A 22,976-nucleotide genomic window follows, 5' to 3' on the forward strand; every position below is an offset into this window, starting at 1 on the left:
AGACAATCATAAAAATAAATTCTAGGACAACATGATGACTGATAATTCAAAAGATAGCAGCGCCCCTTCTAATCAAGCCACAACAACTAATGGTCATTTGCAAGACAAACTGGTAAAAGACAGTATTGCTCATAATCAACAGATTAGCGCGCAGATATTACGCAACCAAACAACCAATGTCGTGCCGAGCAAGAATAATAGCGTTGCTAGTGATGACAATAGCGACTTTACTAAAGTTCAAGACCTACCAACTGGAACGCCACAAGGCCAACAAACCACTATGCCAAACAACGATCAAACGACTCGCACAAACCCTTCAGAGCAAACCATAAAACAAACGCTATTCAATCAGCGTGATGATATCAATAATCCGCACACGCCTGAAACAGACGGCAACGAGCAGACGCATTTTGGTTATAAGACAGTCAATAAAGCAGAAAAACAAGCACGTGTGGCTGACGTATTCACTTCTGTTGCCAAAAAATACGACATCATGAATGACTTGATGTCATTCGGTATTCATCGTCTGTGGAAACGCTATGCGATTAGTCTATCAGGCGTACGTGCTGGTCAGCATGTCCTTGATATCGCTGGTGGTACAGGTGATTTAGCCAAAGTATTTAGCCGTGAAGTTGGTCGAAATGGCCACGTAGTACTATCTGATATCAATGCTGCGATGCTAGAAGTAGGCCGTGAGCGCCTGATTAATGCTGGTTGTAATAATGTTGATTTTGTCTTGGCAAACGCTGAGACATTAGCACCATTTGATGATGAAAGCTTCGATTTAGTGACCATTAGCTTTGGTTTGCGTAACGTCACAGATAAAGATGCCGCGCTAAAATCTATGTATCGCGTCCTAAAGCCAGGCGGTCGTCTATTGATTTTAGAATTCTCCAAACCAGTATTTGAGCCACTATCTAAAGCCTATGATTTGTATTCATTTACCGCACTGCCAGTGATGGGTAAGCTGATTGCTAATGATGCTGAAAGTTATCAGTACTTAGCTGAGTCAATTCGTATGCATCCTGATCAGCAGACACTCAAGCAGATGATGCAACAAGCTGGGTTTGAAAACTGCGATTATCATAACTTGACTGCTGGTATCGTGGCTGTCCATCGCGGCTTTAAAGCGTAACGATAGAGTACGATTTGCAAGACTATTACGTTTAACAGACCTTATTGAACCTAACACGAACACACTATGCGCTGATGCAGCTAATGCGAAGGCGCTCACTTAACGATGCGAGAGCCTTATGCTGACTGTCCTTCTATTAGCTGGTGCCGAAAAGCTAATTAACATTGCCATTGCTAGTGATGAGATTACCAAAGCAGGTTTAGCGCCCCTTGCAGGTAAGGTGTTACGTCTTAATATGGGAATGCCGGAGATTCATTTAGATATCTTGTTCACTCATGAGCGTTTGCGCTTTGAGCCGGTCACGACAGAGAGCGTATTTGAGCCAAGTGGCCAGATGAATGAGCGCCAAAGAGCCGGCATGGAGCGCGCACGTTTTGGTCACAGTCGTCCGGACTGTACCATCACCGTAGACAATGCCGCTCAACTACTCAATCTAATGCGCGGTGCGGAAGGTAACCTGCCAATCGCTGGCGATTACAAAGTGCTAATGCAGCTCAAACAACTGGTTGCAGGATTTGACCCTGACGTGGCTGGACAGCTTGAGCCTTTTATTGGTAAACCAATGGCTAGCCAGTTACACCTTCTTATCTCTCAGCTCAAAGGTAGCTGGCGTCATAGTGCCAAACGTGCTTTTGATGACGTCAGTGATTGGGCCAATGAAGTAGCTGGCAATAGCACACCTGACCCTATCGAGGTGGCTGAAGCAAATGATCTTAAGCAGCTATTGTTAAAATTACGTGCTGACGTCGAACGAGAAGAAGCCAAACTTGCTGCTATCAAAGAAGAGCAAGCTCAGTTTCTTAACAACTCGTTTCATCAATAGCCGATTGTCTCAATCATAAATGAACGCTATTACCGATGGCACTATTTATGATTAAGCACAACGCCTACCCCATTTTCGTCTTTGTTTAGAGTACCTAACCTCATGCTATTATCGCACCGCGCTCGTCTACTTGAGCTTTGGCGTATCGCCGCAATGTATCGCCTTGATACCCATTTTTCTATCGAAGAAGCACCGCAACTGCAACCTTTGGCGCGATTAATTCGCATGCATCCAGCAGCATGGGGTAAAAAGCACCAACCAAATGCGATTAAGTATGCGCTTGAAGATATGGGTACGCTGTTTTTGAAACTTGGCCAGTTACTCTCAACGCGTCGCGACTTGGTACCGCCTGAGATTATCGCTCAGTTGATTCAGTTGCAGGACAAAGTTAAGCCTTTTGACGCTGATATCGCTGTCGCCCAAATTCAGCATTCTAAACATGGTCTTGGCCAGTCTATTGAAACCTTGTTTGCTCGATTCGATATCAAACCGTTAGCGGCCGCCTCTATCGCCCAAGTACATACGGCTGCCTTACATGATGGGCGTGAAGTCGTGGTAAAAGTGGTTCGCCCCGATATTCGCACTGTGATTGTTTCTGACTTTGAGCTACTGCGAGAATTGGCAAGTTGGGCATCTGCACGTATTGAAGCAGCACGTGCCGTCCATATCATTGATATTGTCGAAGACTATCGGCAAGTCATGCTCAACGAGTTAGATTTAACGCTTGAGGCTGACAATACTACTCAGATGCGTAATAACTTCTTGGGTTCAGCATTGATGTATGTGCCTGAAGTTTATGACGCTGCCAAAAACGTGATGGTCATGGAGCGTATCCAAGGCGTCCCTATCTCACAAGTTGAGATGTTTGATCAGTTAGGTTATGACCGTGCAGCGCTTGCAGAAAAAGGCCTAACCATATTTTTCACCCAAGTCTTCCGTGATAACTTCTTTCATGCTGATATGCATCCAGGCAATGTGTTCGTAGAGACGCCACCTGTGCAAACTCTACATGCAGGTATGGAAGCAGTTGATTTAGGTCATGAGCCACGTTATATCGGGCTTGATTGCGCCATCATGGGCACTTTATCAAAAGACGATCAGCTCATCGTGGCGCGGATGTTACTTGCTGTAATGAACAATAACTTTACCGCTGTGGTTGATATTGTGAGTCGTGCAGGTTGGATACCGCCAAATGCTGATAAGCATGCCCTGATGCGTGATATGAAACGTACCGTCGGCCCTATGCTACAAAAATCAATCGATGATATCGACTTTGCTGGCGTACTGATGCAGATTTTGGACATTGCGCGTAGACATCATATGAGTATCCCGCCGCAGCTGATGCTTCTGCTAAAAACCTTGGTCCATGTGGAAGGACTCGGTCGTGATTTATATCCTGATCTAGACATTTGGTCACTTGCCAAACCAATTCTAAGCAGTTGGATTAAAGAGCAGTTAGATCCTATGCGTAATCTACAGCAACTGCGTCAACAACTGCCTGAAATACTCCTGTCTACCACTGATATTCCTAAACTATTAGATCAAGGGCTACAAAGCCTTGCCTCACAGGGCTCTCGTCAGGACAGTCAACTACGCGAGATACAACAGATTCGCGCTGACATGCTAAACGACCGTCGCCGCGATTGGTTGGCACTCGCAGGGTTTGCTATTTTTATTGCTATCGCTACGCAAGTTATCGGCTGGCTATCACCTATATTTTATATACTGGCTGTTCTGGTAGTTGTTTGGCGAATTTTAGCTTAGAAATCAGATTTATTTTTACTCAATCAGTTCAGAAAATTTTCATAATTTCAGATTTAAACAAAAAAATGCGCCTACTTCTCATTAAAAGTAGACGCATTTTTTTATTGAATACTGATTACTATAACATCTGATCTATTGCCATCTGTGTCAGTACGCGGCCACGAGCAGTTCGCAGCACATAACCTTGTTGAATCAGATACGGCTCAATCACATCTTCAAGCGTACCACGGTCTTCAGCCATCGCTGCTGCCACTGCTTCAACACCCGCAGGACCACCGTCAAAGCGCTCGTGCAATATTTCGATATAACGTCTGTCTAGATGATCAAGACCGCGTCTATCCACTGCCAGCATATCTAGCGCACTACCTGCAATCGCGCCGTTAATACTACCGTCGCCTCTTACCTCAGCATAGTCACGCACACGGCGTAATAGGCGGTTAGCAATCCTTGGTGTACCACGTGCACGGCGCGCAATCTCTACAGCCCCGTCTTCACTCATTGGTACACGCATTAGACGTGCTGCGCGACTGACAATCGTCGTTAGATCAGCAATATTGTAAAACTCAAGGCGCTGTACAATCCCAAAACGGTCACGTAGTGGTGAGGTTAACAGTCCTGCTCTCGTCGTTGCTGCTACCAAGGTAAACGGTGGCAAATCAAGCTTGATAGAACGCGCAGCAGGCCCTTCACCAATCATAATGTCCAATTGGAAATCTTCCATTGCTGGATAAAGTATCTCTTCAATCACCGAGCTCAGACGGTGAATTTCATCAATAAACAGCACGTCACCTGCTTCTAGATTGGTCAGCATGGCTGCCAAATCTCCTGGGCGCTCAAGCACAGGCCCTGAAGTAGAACGCAAATTGCCACCCATTTCACGAGCGATAATATTGGCGAGGGTCGTCTTGCCAAGACCCGGTGGACCAAATATAAGTGTGTGATCTAGCGCTTCGTCACGGCCACGAGCAGCACCGATGAACACTTCCATCTGCTCACGTACCACCGGCTGACCAATATACTCAGCCAATAATGCTGGTCGGATATTGGCATCAGGAGCGTCACTTGCACCTTCTAGCGGATTAATTAAACGATCTTGCGTCATAGAATTTATCATTATATTAAAAAATTAGTTAACAAATAGCATAACTAAACGCTGCGCATAAGTCATGCAAAACCTCATTAAGCGAGCACTAAAACGAAAATAAGCGACATTTAATGTCGCTTATTAATTTGATACACTATGTGGTTGTTATCGATAAACGGCTAGTTAATATGAATTAAAAGCCAGATAACTGCTGCAAAGTAGCTTTTAACAAGCCTTGAGTATCAGCAAAAGTATCTCCTTTACTCTTAGCAGCTTTGATCGCTAGCTGAGCTTCTTTTTCTTTGTAGCCCAAGCTAATCAATGCGCCTTCCACTTCAGCGATAATACTACCTTCGTGAGAAATCGTAGTTTCCTGTGGTATCAATTCAAACGCACCACTATCAACGTCGATATTCTTTAGCTTGTCTTTTAGCTCAATCAATAAACGTTGCGCCGTCTTTTTACCAATGCCTGGGATACGAGTTAATGCCGTCTCCGACTCTTGCTCGACGTGCATCTTTAGCTCAGCTGCTGACATTGCAGACAGCATAGCCAAGGCCATTTTTGCACCAACCCCGTTAATTTTAATTAACTGGCGAAAGACATCACGTTCTTTTCGATCGATAAAACCGTAGAGCAACTGGGCATCTTCGCGAACATGGAAATGTGTCCAGATGCTAGCTTGTTCATTCAGCTGTAACTGACAAAACGAAGGCAATGGCAGTTCGATATCATAACCCACACCAGAGGTCGTCATGATACAAGCCGTCGGTGCCATCAAGTACTGCACCTGTCCGGTAATCAATCCAATCATTATTTACGACCTCTTATGTATAATATTATAAAATCAGCTGCTACTTCATGATTAACAACTACGTTCTACAACACAGTCTTATTGGTAGAAGTTCACCATACCTTCAAGACTGGTTGGACGAATTTTATGTGCTTGACCTGCAGAACCAAACGCTTCAAAACGATTGGTACAGATATCTGACATCGCTACCATAGACGCTTTAAAGTATTTGCGTGGATCAAATTCACTTGGATTTTTCGCAAGGAATTCACGGATAGCACCAGTTGATGCCAGACGTAAATCCGTATCGATGTTTACTTTACGTACGCCATGTTTTATTGCTTCAACGATTTGCTCAACTGGCACACCATAAGTTTCGCCGATATCACCGCCATTTTCATTAATAACTTTTAGCCATTCTTGTGGCACTGATGAAGAACCATGCATAACAAGATGAGTATTAGGAATACGGGCATGAATCTCTTTTACGCGCTCAATAGACAAGATATCGCCTGTCGGTGGACGTGTGAACTTATAGGCACCATGGCTAGTACCGATAGCAATCGCTAACGCATCGACATTGGTATCTTTTACAAACTGCTCAGCTTCATCAGCACTGGTCAAAAGCTGCTCATGATCCAATACGCCTTCAGCGCCAGAACCATCTTCTTCGCCAGCCATACCAGTTTCAAGACTACCTAGGCAACCGATTTCGCCTTCTACAGAGACGCCGCAAGCATGTGCCATCTTAACAACTTCGCGCGTGACGCTAGCATTGTAATCATAATCCATTGGCGTTTTGCCATCTTCACCAAGTGAGCCATCCATCATCACTGATGAAAAACCTAATTGGATTGAGCGTTGGCAGATAGCTGGCGACATACCGTGATCCTGATGCATCACTACTGGAATATGTGGCCATTCTTCGATAGCAGCGATAATCAAATGACGCAAAAATGCTGACCCTGCATAGTTACGTGCGCCTGCGCTGGCTTGGACAATGACAGGTGAATCACAAGCATCCGCAGCCATCATGATTGCACGCATTTGCTCTAAGTTATTGACGTTAAAGGCAGGAACACCATAGCTGTGTTCAGCGGCATGATCTAGAAGTTGACGTAAGGATATTAGGGCCATAAGACGCTCTCTGATTAGATTTTGAATAGTATTTTAAAAAACAGCTTGATAGCAATCATTTCACTGTATATTCGACCATACTGACCGTATATAGGCTAGTAAAAGTCTGAATAATATTGGATATGATTACCACGCGGTGATTATAGCAAAAATTGTTCTGTCTTCGTAGCGGTTGACCGACTATTTGTCAGTCTATACCGTCTCTTGATATCAGTTTAATTTTATAAACTGTCACTTTATAAACTGCCACAACGACATACAACGCAAAAAGCCTTGGCAATCACCAAGGCTTTTCTAGTATTTTGAGGCTTATAAAGCAATGACTCTTTTTAGAAATTATTTACCAATGAGTATCTACCAATCGATAGCATCCTAGCAAATCAGTCATTATAGTGCTTAGTTATCGCGTAGCTTAGTACTGTTGCTCTGCATCAACTGCAACATCATTTGCGCCATCAGCAACAGCGTTAGCGCCATCAGCAACAGCTTCAGCAGTATTTTCAACCGCTGTGTTAGTGCTTTCAGCAATAGCATCGCCAGTGTTTTCTAGAGCGTCTGTCGCAGCTGCACCAGCAGTGTCAGCGCCTTCGGCAACTTCAGTACCAGCGTCTTGAGCAGCAGCTTCAGCTTCATCAGCAGCAGCGTCTGTTTCAGCGGCAGCAGCATCAGCGTTTGCAGCGGCATCATCGCCAGCAGATTCAACAGCAGCTTCTGTGTTTTCTTCTGTTTGTTGGCTACATGCAGTGATTGCAAAGGTACCAGCAAGTACGCTAGCAAGTAATAAATGACGTTTTAACATAATAAACCTCTCGTAAATAATGCATGTCAAAATACATGGTCGCGCTATTTTATAGAGTGCGAATCAGACATGCAATAGTAATTTTCAGTATATAAATAAATAATTACTGCTTAATAATAATCGATGACTATTGCACTTACTTATGTCAATAAAAACAAGCAAATCAACAGCCAAAATATTATTTTTACAGACTACCTTAGTTATTTAAAGTTAGTTGTACGTCTAATGTTACTAAGCTACAGAGTATCGTTAATTAGTTAGGCATCTATTTGCAGTGCAGCAACTGCTGGAAGTACTTTACCTTCAACAAACTCTAAAAACGCACCGCCACCTGTTGACATATAACTCACGCCTTCAGCAACTTGATATTTATCGATAGCTGCTAATGTATCACCGCCGCCCGCGATAGAGAAACCATCACTGTCTTTGACCGCAGTTGCCAGTATTTGTGTACCTTGCCCGAAAGCATCGACCTCAAATACACCCACTGGACCATTCCACAAAATGGTTTTTGCATTAATAATGGCATCGGCAAGCTGTTTTGCGCTTTCTGGTGCGATGTCCAATATCATGTCATTGTCACCGATCGCATCAACTGATTTGATCGTTGCGGTAGCTTTTTGCAATGAGCCAGTAAAGTCAGCGAAATCGATGTCATTTTTATCAGCGACGACGACGTACTCAGGCAGCAAAATTTCAGTCTTGGTCATAATGTCACGTGCAGTATCGAGCAAATCTGCTTCGTATAGCGACGCGCCCACACTATGTCCCTGCGCCGCTAAGAAAGTATTGGCAATACCGCCACCAACGATAATCTGTGTACAGACTTCAGCCAAGCTATGTAGCACTTCTAACTTGGTAGATACTTTTGAGCCGCCAACGATGGCAAGCATAGGCTGAGCTGGTGTTTCAAGCGCCAGGCTCAAGGCATCAAGCTCCGCTGCCAACAAAGGCCCTGCACAAACGGTTTTGTCTGCTTGACGCATTGCTTGCGTCAAGCCTTCTGTTGATGCTTGCGCACGGTGTGCGGTACCAAATGCATCCATGACAAAGACATCACATAAATCCGCGTATTTTTTTGCTAACGTCGCATCGTTTTTCTTTTCACCATCGTTAAAACGCACATTCTCTAGTAGTACGACTTCGCCAGATTTTACAGCAGCGCCTTGAGTCAGGTAGTCATTATTGAGGCGCACTGGTGACGCTAATTGCGAGCCCAATTTGTCTGTCAAATAATCAGCAACTGGTGCCAATGAATAAATAGATTCAGGATTGCCTTCTGTTGGGCGTCCCAGATGTGAACAAACAATAACAGCGGCACCCTTCTCTAGCGCCATCTCAATAGTAGGTAGACTTGCTTGTAAGCGAGCATCACTTGTGACTTTACCGTCTTTAATAGGGACATTTAAATCTTCTCGGATCAATACCACTTTATCGGTTAAGTTCAGCTCGCTCATACGCAAAAAATTCATTACCTGCTCCTATGCATCAATATATCTATTAATTTACGATTACTATCATGATTGATATGACTGATAATTTTTTAACTATCATTTACTATATCTGCTCTAACAATGAGCCTTATTAGACTGCACACTTGCTATCTTTATATGTCTTCATCACTGAGTCTTTATACTAACTATCACACCAAGTTACTGGAACAGATAAGTGAGTAGAAATCAGTGGCGGTGTATTCTATCAGTTTTCTATGAGATGCTCACAAGCAAACTTTCACGATTTTTAAAAACATGAAAATATTGAGTGAGTAATTTTACTCCAGCATTGATAGGAAACGGCTGTAACTGCTAGCTTTGAACTCATTCAATAAACAGTAACATTTCGTGGTGGTACTCAGCAGTCAGGCTCTTTATGATAGAAGCGTTGACAATAACAATAACTTTTTAGGAGAACACAATGAGTATCGACTTAGACACTGCAAAGCAAAATCTATTGAAACTAAAAGATGAGTACGAGTCTCGCATTGACAAAATCGAAGATCATATCCAAAACCCACAAGATGATCTCAATGAGCACTGGGAAGATCAGGCTATATCCTATCGTCAAAATGATATGCGTAAAAATTTAATGGCCGAAGCGCGTCAGAGCCTAATCTATGTCGAAAATGCCTTAAGTCGTATCGAAAATGGTACTTATGGCGAGTGCGAGGTTTGCGGTGAACCGATTGAAGAGCAACGTTTAGAAGCGCTGCCCTACGCTACTTTGTGTATGGAACATGCTGAATAGCTAATAAATTTCATCTAGAACACATTTTATACAGCAGGTGTTTTCCATTTAGAAAGTGCCTGCTGCCATTGATAGCAACGCTCGGCGATTTTTTCTACAGGCAAATCCATAATATCGCCTACTACCGCCACAAGCGCAATTGGTATGCCTGCCAGCTCTGAAATATTTTCTGCAGTTAATCCGCCTATCACACATATAGGTATGTCTTGTTGACAGCCTTCAATCAACTTCTGACGTGAGATAATATCAGCATTCGGTTTTGTGGTAGAGGTAAATATGGCACCCATCGCAGCGTAGCTTGCACCATTATCCTTTGCCTCTTTGACTAATTCAATATTCCCATGGCAAGTTCGACCAATTATTTGAGTCGATTCAAGAGACTGCAAAGCATCACCAATTTTGCCATCTCCTTGCCCAAGGTGTACACCAATACCAAGCTTGGCTGCTATTGCAATATCATCATTCATAACGACTGGAACGTCATGTGCTTTGGCCAGCTTAACAATCTGTTTGGCTTCTTCATAAAGCGTTATATGACCATCTGGTAGACTAAGTGTTTGCTTGCGCCGAATCTGCAACAATACGATTAGCCCTGTTGATAAGGCGGCATCTAACTTTTGATACAACAATTCAAATTCATCATCATTGGTCAGCAAATATAGCTTGGGTATCGCAGATGAGGTTGATGACTGGTTCATAGGGCAGATCCTTAATCTTAAACTCAACACAATAAAAAGGCTGTTATATGATATAACAGCCTTTTTTACATATTTAAAACAGCGCGTCTATACGGTACGACGTGTCGCCAAACTGTTTAGAATGTTTTTAGCATCGCCCCAACGTGTTGCTGAGCTGTTTGCCCCTAGGATGACAATAATTGCAGGGCGATTATTGACTCGCGTTTCCATCACAACACAGCGCCCAGCTTCGTTAATAAAACCTGTTTTTGAGATACCGATTGGGTAATCACCTGCACGAACCAAGCTACTAGTGTTGTTGGCTTTATAAGTGCGATTACCACTTGAGTAGTTTGAAACAAAGAAGTCATAGCTCTTGGTGGTAGAAAAACGACGAATCACATCATAGTTGCCAGCAGCACGTACCATCTTGACCAAATCTTTTGACGAAGCTACGTTACGCTTATCAAGTCCAGTTGGATCACCAAAAAATGCCGTATTCATGCCCAAATCTTGCGCTTTACGATTCATTGCACGCATAAAGGCATCATAGCCACCTGGGTAATTACGCGCTAAACTCTTCGCCGCTGGATTTTCAGACTTCATCAACGCCATCAATAGCATCTCAGCACGGTTTAAACGATCACCTGATTTCAAACGCGAGCTTGCACGCTTTGGACCAACAAAATCCTCTGGATCAAGCGTGATCTCTTCACGCATATCAAGGCCTGCATCCAATACGACCATAGCCGTCATAACCTTGGTGATACTAGCCATAGGACGCGCGATATCAGCATCTTTTTCGTAGATAGATTCGCCAGTTTCAGCATCGATCACCGCAACACTACGTGAATCCGTACTAATCGGAATCATATCGCTGCTACCGAATGCCCCACGATAAGTTGTGTTATAGCGAGCACTATTGGTGTTATTACTACTAGCAAAACTATTAGTATTCGTAATATTGGTAGTGCCGTAGCCATTATCGACTTTCTTAATAGCAGAGCCATTAGACTTGTACATAATATTGCGGGCTTCAGACAAACTATCAGCGCCGCCCCAACTCAGGCGTGCACTAGAGGCAGTGTCAGTGCTACCATTAATTGTAAGTGCGGCTTGTGCAACACTGCCCAAACTCAATGAAATCATAGCAGCGATCAATTGCTGTTTGGTTAATGGTAGTTGCTTCATTATGCCTCCTGCTGTCGCTATTACGCCAGTTACATATTGTCTGACGCCAAAAACGTACGTAGCGTTTATAGATGTGTTTGTAAGTACTCACATAGAGCTTTTGTATTTTTAGTGTATCATGGTTTACATTTAAGTTTAATCTATCAAACTGATTTAGTAGTTTTTTTTGGCTTCATTCAAACTTTGCTACAACCAATTTATATTATAGAAACATCAATTCACACTGCAGCAATATAATTTAACTTCGAATGTTATGATTACTCGTATTTTGTTATATTAATCAGCGGTATTTTGAATATACAAAGATAACAATAATGGTTGAAATATATTCGTTTTTTATACTATTTGGACCCAATAAAGCGTTCATTCTGACAATCAATAAAGAGTATGGTTATGATTAAAGTATTAGTGGTAGATGATCATGATTTGGTACGGATGGGTATTAGCCGTATGTTGTCAGACAGCCCCGATATTGAAGTGGTAGGTGAAGCAGACAGCGGTGATATGGCTATCAAACAAGCCAAACAACTACATCCTGATGTGATTTTGCTAGACGTCAATATGCCGAATATTGGCGGGCTCGAAGCAACCAAACGTCTGATACAACTCGACATGGGTATCAAGATTTTGGCGGTCAGTAGTATGTCTGCACAGCCCTATCCCTCAATGCTGATCAAAGCAGGTGTAAATGGTTACATTACCAAAGGCACGCCGCTTGATGAAATGATACGTGCAGTCAAAAAGATTTATCAAGGAGGTCGCTACTTCAGCCAAGATGTTGCTGAACAGCTAGCAGATGTTTTATTGTCTGATAATGCCAACTCACCTTTTGACTTATTAAGTGACAGAGAAAAACAAGTGGCCATGATGGTTGTCAATTGTCAGAGCCCTCAGCAAATAGCCGATCAATTGTTTGTTAGCGTCAAGACCATTAATACGTATCGCTATCGTATTTATGAAAAAGTTGGGGTTGATAGTGATGTTAAATTAACTCATTTGGCCATTCGTCATGGTCTGATTCAACCATAAACCATTTTAGCGTTTATTTTATTACGGCCAGTTTATGAACCCTGCTACCAATTTTAGCTCTGCCATTACTCGTTATGTTCATCATGATGATACGCTTCCTTTGCCGCAGTTGCGTAAGTTGGGACTGATCTATAGCAGTTATCGTTTCGTTGTTAGCCTGTTTTCTATGCTCATGCTATACATCTCTGCTCGTACTGGTGATAGCGCTTCTTTACCGAGTTTTTTACAACAAACGACTCTAAGCTTCTATGTACTGTTAAGTTTGATACTGCTTGGATTATTTTATGTTGTTAGAAAACATATGCGCCGCCAATTGGCATTCGGACTGGCCTTAGACGTTATTATACTAAGCCTGCTGCTCTATACGACAGGCAACCCTGACTTGCAGCTAACCATGCTATACATGGTGGTCGTCGCGGCTAGCTTTATGCTACTACATGGCTCACAAGCATTGGTTATTACTTTACTTGCCATCATTCTCGTTATTTATCAGCAATTTTTTTACGCTATTGCTAATAGCATGAGTCTAGCCAATCTAGGTGATGCGCTACTGATGTCAGCGAGTTTTTTAGCAGTGGGCGGTTTGAGTTGGTCTATCTCTCAGCGATTGGTACAGCTTGAAAAGGTCGCGGCAAACCATGCTAAGGAAGTTGAGCGACTCAACGTGATTAATCAAGAGGTTATCACGCAGATGGTGAATGGTGTTATCGTTATCGATAAGCAACATGTTGTCTTAGCAAATCTTGCCGCACATCAGTTGCTGAGTCTATCACTTGTCACGCCTGTCACAGCACAGAATACCCTTGAAGATGTGAAAGAGACTCATAGCAAAGCACTTCTCTCTAATTTTGAGCAGCAACTCAATGAACAGCATTCACAGTTGTTTAATGCCTGCTTGTCGGTAGCATCTGGGCAGTCACGCGCTTTTACCTACGATGTGCCAGCTGTGGCAAATGCCTCAATATTTGGCAAATTACGCGTACAGATTATTCCACTAAAAGATGATAGCAAACTTGTCATATTAGAAGACTTACGCCGTGAGCAAGCCAGTGCTCAACAGTTGAAACTGGCTTCTTTAGGGCAATTAACTGCCAGTATTGCCCATGAAATCAGAAACCCATTAGCAGCGATATCGCAAGCCAGTCAGCTATTAATGGAAGATGTTGCAGAACAAATGGAAGATGGCAGTGCATCAACAAGTGAATCGAATACTGCCATAACCGGCAACCATGAGCTTTATGAGATGATATTTTCACAGACAAAACGTGTAAACCGTATCATTGAGGATATTTTAAAGCTGTCTCGTCAGCAAACGGCTACCCAGCAGGTGCTCGAATTGGCTGAATGGATGCCATCATTTTTGGAGAATTACTTTCAAGGACACGACATTTTTCTACGAATGAAAACCAAGCCCATCATATCATTCGATACTCATCAGTTAGAGCAAATATTAATCAACTTAATCAACAATGGCCTGCGTTATAGCAGCTATGCTCATCCTCATGCTTATGTGGAAATCGATATTTACTGCGCAGACAACGATGTTATAATCGATATATTGGATAATGGTAATGGTGTTAGTACTGGAAACTTAGAACTTTTGTTCGATCCATTTTTTACAACAGATAAAGCTGGTACAGGACTGGGGCTCTATTTATCACAAGCATTTTGTGAAGCCAATCAAGCGCGTTTACTCTACATTCCTGAACATGAAAAAACATGTTTTCGATTAATTGTACCTTCTATTAAATCTGATAATAAATTTCAAACTATCGAAGAAAATCTTACCTAAATTTATCTTTTGAAAGCTATTACGCCCATTTAGACCCAGCTATTGATTTTATAGCCATAAAATACGATGAGATGATGTATGACAACAACCGCGCTAGTCGTCGATGATGAAGTAGATTTATGTCGATTGATGCAAATTACCCTAACTAAAATGGGTATCAGAAGTGATGTGGCTTATACATTGTCGCAAGCAAGAACGTTTTGGCAAGACAATGACTACGATTTTTGTCTGACGGATTTAAAACTGCCAGATGGCTCTGGACTGGAGCTAGTAAGAGAAATCAGCAATAGCTCTAATATTCCAATAGCGGTGATCACGGCTCATGGCAGCATGGATTTAGCTATTGAGGCGTTAAAGCTTGGTGCCTTCGATTTTGTCAATAAGCCGCTAGAACTACCACGTTTGCGCCAACTGGTAGAGAACGCCTTAAAAGTTATTCATCAAGATAACGAAGTACAGGCCGCACCAGAATACTCTCCTGAACAAAAAATGCTAGATAGTAGATTGATCGGTAATTCTGCTGTCATGCACCCCCTCAAAAACACTATTTTAAAGCTAGCACGCTCACAGGCACCTGTGTTTTTATCGGGCGCTTCTGGCACAGGTAAAGAAGTGGTCGCCAGATTGATCCATGATTTAAGTCCACGTCGTGATGGTAGCTTTGTACCAGTGAACTGCGGTGCGATACCATCGGAGTTAATGGAGTCAGAGTTTTTTGGTCATAAAAAAGGCAGCTTTACAGGGGCTGTCGCTGATAAACAAGGGTTATTCCAGCAAGCCAATGGCGGCACGTTATTTTTAGATGAAGTAGCAGATTTACCTTTAGCCATGCAGGTTAAATTGTTACGTGCCATTCAAGAGAAAACAGTAAGGGCAATCGGTGATACAAAAGAAGTTCCAGTAGACATCCGTATTTTGTCTGCCACTCACAAAGACCTGAGCCAATTGGTACAAGATGGTGCATTTCGACAAGATTTATATTATCGCATCAATGTCATTGAGCTAAAGCTTCCAACACTTAATGCACGCCGTGATGATATTCCTGTATTAGCAGACCACTTTTTAGCTATGATTGCTGATGACTGGCAATTAGAGTCACCGCCCTCATTGACGATGGAGGCCTGCGAACGCTTACAACGCCACGACTTTGCGGGTAATGTCCGTGAACTACGCAACTTGTTGGAGCGTGCAGTTACGTTAGCTGAAACTTCATACATAGACGTTAGTCATTTAGGTCTTCCTGACATTGAACCTGAGCTTGTAAATACACAAGAGCAAAATCATAGCTCAGCTATCGATAGCTCTGAGCTACCTGCCCGTAACGTAGAAAATCAAATAGACGTTCAATCTACAAAAGACGATGAGCAAGTCATTCAATCTAGTCGCAATATAGTAACGCAGGTTGAGCAAAGGGCGACCAATTTACATCCCTATCGTACTAACACCAACCACTACCCCTCAATGGTACAGCATTCGTCAGCTAGTAATGACAGTTCGTCAACCAACGTAGCAAGTACTTATGACAAAGAGTCGCTCCTTGACTCCACCGCCCAACAAGAAACTTCTAAAGACATATCAGGTTTACAAGAATTGTTTGACGGACAACTGCCGCCTCAAGGCTTAGAGCATTATTTGCAGGAACAAGAAAAGCAGCTGATTATCACAGCACTCAAACAAACTGGCTGGAACAAAACCCAAGCAGCTGAATTATTAGGAACCACCTTTCGCTCTTTACGCTACCGTATGAAAAAGCTCGAAATTTCTGAAGATGCGTTTGATTAGCTTCTCTTAAGCGACATCTTCAAATATTTTTAAGCGTCGAATGGTATGTGCTGTTAATTGAATGCTACGAGATTCTATTCTTTCGTAGCATTTTTTCTAACAAAGCGAATACCCGAATCAAGCGCGCGCGCCTTTACTAATTCTAATGCTTGCTGCTCCCACGTGTTCTCGTTGCCTGATAAAGTCACATCAGGCTCTACGCCGATCTCGTCTATTTGTTTGCCTGCTACCGTCATATAATTGGCCACAGTCAATTTGACGGCTTGCTCATCGTTTAATGGTATGACTGATTGTACTGAGCCCTTGCCATAGCTAACTTCACCAATAATAGTAGCGCGTTTTTGTGCTTGTAAACTACTGGCAAGCACCTCTGCTGCTGATGCTGAATAGCGGTTTTGCAATACCACTAATGGCAAAGGTTTAAGTATCGCATCACCTTGGGTCGATAGTACGCGTGATTTATTTTGACGTGCTTGCACCTGCACTACATCGGTATCATCCATAAATAAACTGGCCACGCTCACTGCTGATGTCAGTACGCCACCTGGATTATCACGCACATCTAGTAAAATTCCTGATATCGGAGCGTTTAGGTTAATTAAACCTTCTAGTAATTTTTCACGGCTGTTGTTTTGAAACGCTGGTAATTTAACAATGGCAATACCATCAACCAGTTTGGTCTCGATAATCTGCGGATGACTATTATTACGCTGCAACGTCGTTGTGTGCTTACGGCGGCCAGCTTTAGAAGTGATAATATCTACCTGCGTACCGGCAATACCCGTCAAAAGCTGCTCAACGTCATTAACCTGTCGCCCGTCGTCTAGCTTAAACTCATCAACTTGATGCAAATAATCACCAACTGCGATGCCTTTTCTGTCTGCAGGTGAATCATCGATAACCTCTGTCACGACCCAATATCCTGCCTCTGGTCGGTAATTAACCTTAATACCAATATCACCAACGTCACCCTCAGTAAAAGCACGCAGGTTCTCATAAGCTTCTGCGTCCAAAAACTCAGCATGGCTATCAAGTTTGGTCAACATGCCACTCATCGCATTGCTAAATAACTCTTCGTCATTGACGGCATCAACGTATTGACGACGTATTAAATCTACAACAGCCACAAATGTCTTTAACGTCTCAGGAGAGATAGCATTTAGCGATACTTGTGCGACCTCTGCTGGAATATCCGTATCAATATCATCAGCATCATCCGTTAGCGCGCTTTCATCTGGCACACTATCTATCGAGTCATCTGGCTCATCGGCGACATCTAGCATATCAGCAATATTCGATAAATTATCAGCGTCCTTTTCATCCGCTATCTCATCTGCATTTAAACTGATGAGCTGTAGACCATTCGTAGGATTATCACTATTTGTAGAAGCTCCCACTGCGGCTTGTGCATTTACGCTAATCGCACAACCAAGCACACCGATTAAAATTGCAGGCTGCAAAACCTTGGACACAACTGATGCCTTCCATACTGATTTACTTAACCCTTTGGATAAAAAAGAACGTGCAAAAGAAATAGGCTGCATAAAAGAACTCATTTAAATAATAGAGAATACGAATTTATCGTTATATAGCGGCTTATAAGATAGCACCAAACGCATATTTCGAACTAGCATAGTATTGCAAGTAAATTAAGTAAAATGTATCACAAAAAAAGGAAAGGATAATAGGTTATCCTTTCCTTTTTGATATCTTCTAATACAGCTAACGGATTGATATAAACCACAGTCATTCAAGTACTGTAGTTTAATTCGACTGGCCTAGACTGCTGGAACCAATAAGCTCTCACCTGTCATCTCAGCAGGGGCGTCAACATTCATCAATGATAAAATAGTCGGCGCCACATCACTAAGTTTGCCGCCGCGGCGCACTTGCAGCTTTTGCTCGCCCACATAAATCAATGGCACATGCTCTGTCGTATGCTGTGTATGTACTTGTCCGCTTTCATAGTCTTGCATCTGCTCACAGTTACCATGATCGGCTGTGATAAGCATATCACCACCAGCTGCTCGCACCGCTGACTCGATACGGCCAACGCATACATCCAAAGCTTCTACCGCTTTTACCGCTGCATCAAAGATACCTGTGTGTCCAACCATATCACCATTGGCATAATTGACCACCAATACATCATACTTACCAGACTCAATCGCTTCTACTAATTTATCAGTGACTTCAGGCGCGCTCATCTCAGGCTGTAAATCATAAGTTGCAACGTCTGGAGATGGCACTAAAATGCGGGTCTCACCCTGATATTCTTCTTCGCGGCCACCACTAAAGAAAAACGTCACATGCGCATATTTTTCAGTTTCAGCGATACGTAGTTGAGTTTTTCCTTGGTCCTGCAAGTACTCTCCCAATGTATTGGCCAAAGACGTTGGGTAGTAAGCAATGCTGGTTTTTGGATTGTCAGCTAGGACATCTGAATACTTAGTTAACATCACAAATGCCGCCAGCTTTGGCTGTTTTTGACGCGCAAATCCAGAAAACTCATGATCTGGCAGAACAAACGCTTGGGCAAGCTCACGAGCACGGTCAGCACGGAAATTCATAAAAATAAGTGCGTCGTTATCATTGACAGTATATGGCACTTCATCACGTCCAATCACAGTCGTTGGACTGACAAACTCATCAGTCTCACGCGCTTTATAAGCAGCTTGAACAGCGCCATCTGCCCGTGTTGATAGACGATCAGCTTTACCTTCAGTAATCAGCTCATAAGCTTTTTGCACTCTATCCCAACGATTGTCGCGATCCATTGCATAGTAGCGTCCGATAATACTCGCAATTTGTACGCGGCCACCTTCGTAATGAGCATTCAATTTATCAATATAGTCGCGCAGACGATTGATGTACTTATCAGCAGATTTAGGCGGGGTATCACGGCCATCTAAGAAACAATGAATAAAGACATTCTTGGCACCATGGACCAATGCTGAATGACACATACCTTCGATATGGTCTTGATGTGAATGGACGCCGCCATCAGAGAGCAAACCCATAATATGGACGTTACCGCCACGTTCATTGGCCGCTTTGACCGCATTGACCAATGCTTCGTTCTTATAAAATTCACGATTGGCAAGCTCACTTGAGATACGAGTTGAGTCCTGATAAAGAACACGCCCTGCCCCTAAATTCATGTGACCGACTTCTGAATTACCAAACTGACCATCTGGCAAACCAACATCTTCCCCTGAAGCTGAAATCAGCCCATGAGGATATTGCTGATAAATCTTGTCTAAATTTGGCATATTAGCGGCAGCGATGGCGTTATCTTTATCTTCTTCACGATGACCAAAGCCGTCCAATATCATCAAGACATGCGGTATTTTTTTATTCTGTGCACCGTCTTGGTTATTGCTAAGCTGTGTTTTGTTACTATCAATAGAGTCTGATGCTTGTTGGGTACTGGTCATATATTACCGCTCCTCGAGTGAATGAACGCCTATAATGCTGTGTAAGGGAATATAAAGCCCTCTATATTAACACACATCTTGAAATAGCTGAAAAACTGAGCATTTTTCGTGAGTTTATGAATAATTTTATAGGGTTATCTTGTGATGATTTTTCTATGCAAGACAATATAAATGCGGCCAACCAACCAAGCTACGTATCAATCTGTAATTCAGACTTGCAATCACTCTTTTCATTGGTTAAGATAAAACTATTCTGAAGTGTTGGCTAGTAGATGTTTATTCCCTGAGCCGATAATGCTTTACCAGGATGTGGTACCTATTGTCTCATTGTGTATGCCTGCACCGCTTGCGGTGTATCAGGAAACCTGCAGAGATGATGACGCATCCGCCCTGAACTTCACGGTTCATGGGTCACCATCTTACAGCGGCACTTCGGTTGTTTCATTCGGTTTGTACGTATATTCTTTATAAAAATATATTTCCTATAAATAGTATGCTTACTACCACTAAAAAGCCCCTTTCGTCATCGACGAGAGGGGCTTTTTTTATGCTTATGATTTAACTAAATAGTTATTCGTCATTAGCAGACTTGGTAATTTTCTTGACATCTTTAGGGATGTTTTTGGCAGTACCATCAACCGTAGTATGCTGTTTAAACACATCACCAAATGGGTTTTGCTGCTGTTGACCAAATGGATTTTGACCATTCATGCCACCTGCGCCACCGAACGGGTTTTGACCACCCATGCCACCAGCACCGCCAAATGGATTTTGACCACCACCCATTTGACCGCCCATCTGCTTGGCCATCATTTCCATCATTTTTTGCTGATTATTCATGACGTAATTATTGGCCAAGTCTTTTAGCTTTTTTTGCACAGGTGGCAATACTACCAACAGCGCCATCAAATCACTAAGCACCCCAGGAATAAGCAATAAAATACCTGCAGCTGCCATCGCGATACTCTTAATCATCGTGGTCTCTGGCGGACGCATCGCAGGGTTCATCATGCCACCAGCTTTCATTTGCTGTGCCATTGGATTAAGAGCAGCCATGCCTTTGCGCATCAAAGAGATACCGATAACTGCGGCGATAATAAACCACATAAACACCCACCAGCCGCTCATAAACTGAGCAAGCAAATACCACAGTAGCATCTCGATAATAAACCAAACGATGGCTATACCAACTATCTGACCCATAAAGTGTCGTCCTATAAAATAAAAACCAATAAATTGAGCGCCATGAAAATTAAAATGGCTAACATATGATGTATATGGGGATTGGTTGCTATACTATCAAACTTAAGGCTAATTTTTAAGCCATATAGTCGGTACGATATAATTTGGCTACAAGAAAGACAAACGTCAGTGCTACTAGCAGTAGGCTAAGCGAGTCTGACTCCATATCCGATTTCTATAGGACTGAATATAAAATGACAGGTAAGCAAGACGGAATATTATGGCAATTATTATAGGAATTGATCCAGGGTCACGCATGACCGGTTACGGAATAGTACAGCAGACAGGTGACAAGCTGACCTATATCGATGCAGGGACGATTCGTACAGATACCAAAGAGATGCCTGAACGCCTCAAGCGTATCTTCAATGGACTAACCCGTATCACACAGCATCATTTAAAATACGCAGACGAGCCTATCTATACAGCGATTGAGCAAGTATTTATGGCAGAAAACCCTGATTCTGCACTTAAGCTTGGGCAAGCAAGAGGTGCCGCGATTGCAGCGATGGTTGCACTAGATTTAGAAGTGTCAGAATATACGGCTCGGCAGATCAAACAAGCCGTTTGTGGCTATGGAGCGGCAGCCAAAGAGCAAGTACAGGAGATGGTGTGCCGGATATTAGCGTTAGAAGTCGTGCCGCAACAAGATGCTGCCGATGGTCTTGCCTGCGCCATCTGTCATGCTCACTCAAGCCATTCAATGAACAAACTGATCTTGAATAGCGCCATGCGTGGTCGCGGCGCTTCCAAGAAGAAAGGCCGTTGGCGCTTGACCGAAGAAGATTTAGGTAACTTACGTTAAAGATCAGCGTTAAAATAGTGAGGCGTTAAGATAGCGAGGTGTTGCAGCAGAAAAGCGTCAAAATAGATAAACGGCAAAGTAGACATCCCATAAAAAACACGCGCTATTAGACGCGTGTTTTTTTATGACTATGAACATTTCAAATGTTCAAACTATAATAGGCTACTCTACAACTGCACTTTCAATGACAGCATCTAATATATAAGCATACTTTTCATCAGCAGTATCATCTTTAGTTGGTTCACTGATCTCTGATAATTCATCGATATGTAGTGGATAGCGTTGTAAGCGCAATACTTCTTCGTGTTTGCTATCATGCTGATAGCCATCGATTTCACCAACGAATACTCGCCACTGTCCTTCGTGAGTTTTAATGCCCTGATCATTATAAGTAATAGGCTTAACTTGTAAACACTGCTCAGAGTTACCTGCTTCGCAAGGTACTGTTTCGGAGTTTACTGCCCAAAACACCGTTTCACCCTTACTGTTATATTTCGCTTGTGCAGTAAGCCTACCATTCCAAACCAGAGTTACATCATCGTCGGTAAACTGGGTTAATACTGGATTATCGCCTTGATCAATTTTGAACTCATTACTGCCCTGCATCAACGTATTCAAGGTGTTTTCTGCCATATCTAGCTCGCCACAAGACATCTTTGTACTCATACCTTCTTCAGTGGTTACGGTATGCCCTTTTAGCTGATAGCCAGCACTAATCGTATTGCAGCCTACGCTATAGCTTAGCGTGTCTTGCCCTTGATACTGGTTAAATGCAAGCGTTACCTGACTGTTGATATTCGCAAATTCAGCCATAGGTTGTTCATTGGCGTCGACTGCGTTTACTAACGTCCAGCGATGATGAGATAAGGTGGTCGTCAGCTTGTCTTGAGTGGTTAATTCAACAGGTTTAGATTCGTCTGATGTAGGGCTCATACTAGATACCAGACCTTCACTTACGGCTGAGTCTGTCATCTCGCCAGCTTCAGCACCCTGCGATGTATCATTTTCGCTAGACGCCGCGTCTTTTTGACACGCACTTAGCATCAGACTAACTGCCATCATACTGGGTAATAGCAGTAATTTTAACGTTGGCTTATTTCGGCTACCTACCATATTACATACCTCTTAGTAAGCTTGTACAACTTATCTCGCGTACCATCTATATTTTAAAAAAACTATTCCTCTTAAATGAACAATTTAAAAACATAACTAATATAACTAAGCTAGATTAACCACTATAAC

The 22,976-nt window shown here is 42.7% G+C and carries 19 protein-coding genes and 1 other RNA gene; 9 read left to right on the top strand and 11 right to left on the bottom strand.

Going from position 1 to position 22,976, the window contains the following annotated elements; genetic code table 11:
- The first annotated feature begins 31 nt into the window (after positions 1 to 31).
- From ubiE to CXF69_RS02320, 3 genes are all read left to right on the top strand, one after another.
- Positions 32 to 1,135, top strand: a complete 1,104-nt coding sequence (gene ubiE, locus CXF69_RS02310) for a bifunctional demethylmenaquinone methyltransferase/2-methoxy-6-polyprenyl-1,4-benzoquinol methylase UbiE (RefSeq protein WP_394123795.1) — start codon at positions 32 to 34, stop codon at positions 1,133 to 1,135.
- Between the two features lie 118 nt (positions 1,136 to 1,253).
- Positions 1,254 to 1,958 (top strand): ubiquinone biosynthesis accessory factor UbiJ, encoded by a 705-nt coding sequence (locus CXF69_RS02315; protein ID WP_101206389.1) that lies wholly within the window; start codon positions 1,254 to 1,256, stop codon positions 1,956 to 1,958.
- A gap of 102 nt (positions 1,959 to 2,060) precedes the next feature.
- Positions 2,061 to 3,722 carry an ABC1 kinase family protein gene (locus CXF69_RS02320; protein WP_101206388.1) on the top strand — a complete coding sequence of 554 codons (1,662 nt, stop codon included), beginning with the start codon at positions 2,061 to 2,063 and terminating at the stop codon, positions 3,720 to 3,722.
- 118 nt (positions 3,723 to 3,840) lie between these two features.
- Here the strand turns inward: CXF69_RS02320 and ruvB are convergent, their stop codons facing one another.
- From ruvB to CXF69_RS02345, 5 genes are all read right to left on the bottom strand, one after another.
- Positions 3,841 to 4,824: a Holliday junction branch migration DNA helicase RuvB gene (ruvB, locus tag CXF69_RS02325; protein ID WP_057760949.1), complete on the bottom strand. Its 984-nt coding sequence runs from the start codon at positions 4,822 to 4,824 to the stop codon at positions 3,841 to 3,843.
- A 175-nt stretch (positions 4,825 to 4,999) separates the two neighbouring features.
- A complete protein-coding gene (gene ruvA / locus CXF69_RS02330) occupies positions 5,000 to 5,620 on the bottom strand; it encodes a Holliday junction branch migration protein RuvA (protein WP_101206387.1) in 621 nt (206 codons plus the stop codon).
- Between the two features lie 78 nt (positions 5,621 to 5,698).
- Positions 5,699 to 6,736: a class II fructose-bisphosphate aldolase gene (fba, locus tag CXF69_RS02335; protein WP_057760953.1), complete on the bottom strand. Its 1,038-nt coding sequence runs from the start codon at positions 6,734 to 6,736 to the stop codon at positions 5,699 to 5,701.
- A 412-nt stretch (positions 6,737 to 7,148) separates the two neighbouring features.
- The gene (locus CXF69_RS02340) at positions 7,149 to 7,535 is read right to left on the bottom strand and encodes a hypothetical protein (RefSeq protein ID WP_101206386.1); all 387 of its coding nucleotides are present in this window, start codon (positions 7,533 to 7,535) and stop codon (positions 7,149 to 7,151) included.
- A gap of 257 nt (positions 7,536 to 7,792) precedes the next feature.
- Positions 7,793 to 9,007, bottom strand: a complete 1,215-nt coding sequence (locus CXF69_RS02345) for a phosphoglycerate kinase (RefSeq protein ID WP_101206385.1) — start codon at positions 9,005 to 9,007, stop codon at positions 7,793 to 7,795.
- A 442-nt stretch (positions 9,008 to 9,449) separates the two neighbouring features.
- Here CXF69_RS02345 and CXF69_RS02350 point away from each other — a divergent pair, with 442 nt between their 5' ends.
- The gene (locus tag CXF69_RS02350; RefSeq protein WP_101206384.1) at positions 9,450 to 9,779 is read left to right on the top strand and encodes a TraR/DksA family transcriptional regulator; all 330 of its coding nucleotides are present in this window, start codon (positions 9,450 to 9,452) and stop codon (positions 9,777 to 9,779) included.
- 26 nt (positions 9,780 to 9,805) lie between these two features.
- On the opposite strand, the gene CXF69_RS02355 is transcribed toward CXF69_RS02350, so the two are convergent.
- The gene (locus tag CXF69_RS02355) at positions 9,806 to 10,477 is read right to left on the bottom strand and encodes a thiamine phosphate synthase (protein WP_180952601.1); all 672 of its coding nucleotides are present in this window, start codon (positions 10,475 to 10,477) and stop codon (positions 9,806 to 9,808) included.
- 87 nt (positions 10,478 to 10,564) lie between these two features.
- Positions 10,565 to 11,647, bottom strand: a complete 1,083-nt coding sequence (locus CXF69_RS02360) for a serine hydrolase (protein WP_101206383.1) — start codon at positions 11,645 to 11,647, stop codon at positions 10,565 to 10,567.
- Between the two features lie 393 nt (positions 11,648 to 12,040).
- Between CXF69_RS02360 and CXF69_RS02365 the strand changes: the two genes are divergently transcribed.
- From CXF69_RS02365 to CXF69_RS02375, 3 genes are all read left to right on the top strand, one after another.
- Entirely contained in the window at positions 12,041 to 12,676 is a 636-nt protein-coding gene (locus tag CXF69_RS02365; RefSeq protein ID WP_101206382.1) for a response regulator, read from the top strand.
- 34 nt (positions 12,677 to 12,710) lie between these two features.
- Positions 12,711 to 14,468 carry a sensor histidine kinase gene (locus CXF69_RS02370; RefSeq protein WP_101206381.1) on the top strand — a complete coding sequence of 586 codons (1,758 nt, stop codon included), beginning with the start codon at positions 12,711 to 12,713 and terminating at the stop codon, positions 14,466 to 14,468.
- 78 nt (positions 14,469 to 14,546) lie between these two features.
- Positions 14,547 to 16,250 carry a sigma-54-dependent transcriptional regulator gene (locus tag CXF69_RS02375; RefSeq protein ID WP_102077877.1) on the top strand — a complete coding sequence of 568 codons (1,704 nt, stop codon included), beginning with the start codon at positions 14,547 to 14,549 and terminating at the stop codon, positions 16,248 to 16,250.
- Between the two features lie 74 nt (positions 16,251 to 16,324).
- Here the strand turns inward: CXF69_RS02375 and CXF69_RS02380 are convergent, their stop codons facing one another.
- Both CXF69_RS02380 and gpmI read right to left on the bottom strand, forming a co-directional pair.
- Complete coding sequence (locus tag CXF69_RS02380; RefSeq protein ID WP_102077876.1) at positions 16,325 to 17,794, bottom strand: S41 family peptidase; 1,470 nt, start codon at positions 17,792 to 17,794, stop codon at positions 16,325 to 16,327.
- 234 nt (positions 17,795 to 18,028) lie between these two features.
- Positions 18,029 to 19,687 (bottom strand): 2,3-bisphosphoglycerate-independent phosphoglycerate mutase, encoded by a 1,659-nt coding sequence (gene gpmI, locus CXF69_RS02385; protein WP_101206378.1) that lies wholly within the window; start codon positions 19,685 to 19,687, stop codon positions 18,029 to 18,031.
- Positions 19,688 to 19,934: 247 nt separating this feature from the next.
- Here gpmI and ssrS point away from each other — a divergent pair.
- Positions 19,935 to 20,130, top strand: a non-coding RNA gene (gene ssrS / locus CXF69_RS02390) — 6S RNA.
- 127 nt (positions 20,131 to 20,257) lie between these two features.
- Here the strand turns inward: ssrS and CXF69_RS02395 are convergent.
- Positions 20,258 to 20,890, bottom strand: coding sequence for an FxsA family protein (locus CXF69_RS02395; RefSeq protein WP_057760971.1), 633 nt, complete (start codon positions 20,888 to 20,890; stop codon positions 20,258 to 20,260).
- A 259-nt stretch (positions 20,891 to 21,149) separates the two neighbouring features.
- Here CXF69_RS02395 and ruvC point away from each other — a divergent pair, with 259 nt between their 5' ends.
- A complete protein-coding gene (gene ruvC, locus CXF69_RS02400; RefSeq protein ID WP_057760973.1) occupies positions 21,150 to 21,734 on the top strand; it encodes a crossover junction endodeoxyribonuclease RuvC in 585 nt (194 codons plus the stop codon).
- Between the two features lie 162 nt (positions 21,735 to 21,896).
- On the opposite strand, the gene CXF69_RS02405 is transcribed toward ruvC, so the two are convergent.
- On the bottom strand, positions 21,897 to 22,847 hold the full coding sequence (locus CXF69_RS02405; protein ID WP_101206377.1) for an META domain-containing protein: 951 nt from the start codon (positions 22,845 to 22,847) through the stop codon (positions 21,897 to 21,899).
- Between the last annotated feature and the right edge of the window lie 129 nt (positions 22,848 to 22,976).

The organism is Psychrobacter sp. Choline-02u-9, assembly GCF_002836505.1.
Classification (GTDB): domain Bacteria; phylum Pseudomonadota; class Gammaproteobacteria; order Pseudomonadales; family Moraxellaceae; genus Psychrobacter.

Bases quoted from the DNA above. Each gene is read 5' to 3' on its own strand.
- CXF69_RS02355 (WP_180952601.1), bottom strand. From the start codon at position 10,477: ATGAACCAGTCATCAACCTCATCTGCGATACCCAAGCTATATTTGCTG.
- CXF69_RS02345 (WP_101206385.1), bottom strand. From the start codon at position 9,007: ATGAATTTTTTGCGTATGAGCGAGCTGAACTTAACCGATAAAGTGGTA.
- CXF69_RS02350 (WP_101206384.1), top strand. From the start codon at position 9,450: ATGAGTATCGACTTAGACACTGCAAAGCAAAATCTATTGAAACTAAAA.
- CXF69_RS02315 (WP_101206389.1), top strand. From the start codon at position 1,254: ATGCTGACTGTCCTTCTATTAGCTGGTGCCGAAAAGCTAATTAACATT.
- CXF69_RS02395 (WP_057760971.1), bottom strand. From the start codon at position 20,890: ATGGGTCAGATAGTTGGTATAGCCATCGTTTGGTTTATTATCGAGATG.
- CXF69_RS02370 (WP_101206381.1), top strand. From the start codon at position 12,711: ATGAACCCTGCTACCAATTTTAGCTCTGCCATTACTCGTTATGTTCAT.
- CXF69_RS02380 (WP_102077876.1), bottom strand. From the start codon at position 17,794: ATGCAGCCTATTTCTTTTGCACGTTCTTTTTTATCCAAAGGGTTAAGT.
- CXF69_RS02405 (WP_101206377.1), bottom strand. From the start codon at position 22,847: ATGGTAGGTAGCCGAAATAAGCCAACGTTAAAATTACTGCTATTACCC.
- CXF69_RS02365 (WP_101206382.1), top strand. From the start codon at position 12,041: ATGATTAAAGTATTAGTGGTAGATGATCATGATTTGGTACGGATGGGT.
- CXF69_RS02360 (WP_101206383.1), bottom strand. From the start codon at position 11,647: ATGAAGCAACTACCATTAACCAAACAGCAATTGATCGCTGCTATGATT.
- ruvB (WP_057760949.1), bottom strand. From the start codon at position 4,824: ATGACGCAAGATCGTTTAATTAATCCGCTAGAAGGTGCAAGTGACGCT.
- ubiE (WP_394123795.1), top strand. From the start codon at position 32: ATGATGACTGATAATTCAAAAGATAGCAGCGCCCCTTCTAATCAAGCC.
- CXF69_RS02320 (WP_101206388.1), top strand. From the start codon at position 2,061: ATGCTATTATCGCACCGCGCTCGTCTACTTGAGCTTTGGCGTATCGCC.
- CXF69_RS02340 (WP_101206386.1), bottom strand. From the start codon at position 7,535: ATGTTAAAACGTCATTTATTACTTGCTAGCGTACTTGCTGGTACCTTT.
- fba (WP_057760953.1), bottom strand. From the start codon at position 6,736: ATGGCCCTAATATCCTTACGTCAACTTCTAGATCATGCCGCTGAACAC.
- gpmI (WP_101206378.1), bottom strand. From the start codon at position 19,687: ATGACCAGTACCCAACAAGCATCAGACTCTATTGATAGTAACAAAACA.
- CXF69_RS02375 (WP_102077877.1), top strand. From the start codon at position 14,547: ATGACAACAACCGCGCTAGTCGTCGATGATGAAGTAGATTTATGTCGA.
- ruvC (WP_057760973.1), top strand. From the start codon at position 21,150: ATGGCAATTATTATAGGAATTGATCCAGGGTCACGCATGACCGGTTAC.
- ruvA (WP_101206387.1), bottom strand. From the start codon at position 5,620: ATGATTGGATTGATTACCGGACAGGTGCAGTACTTGATGGCACCGACG.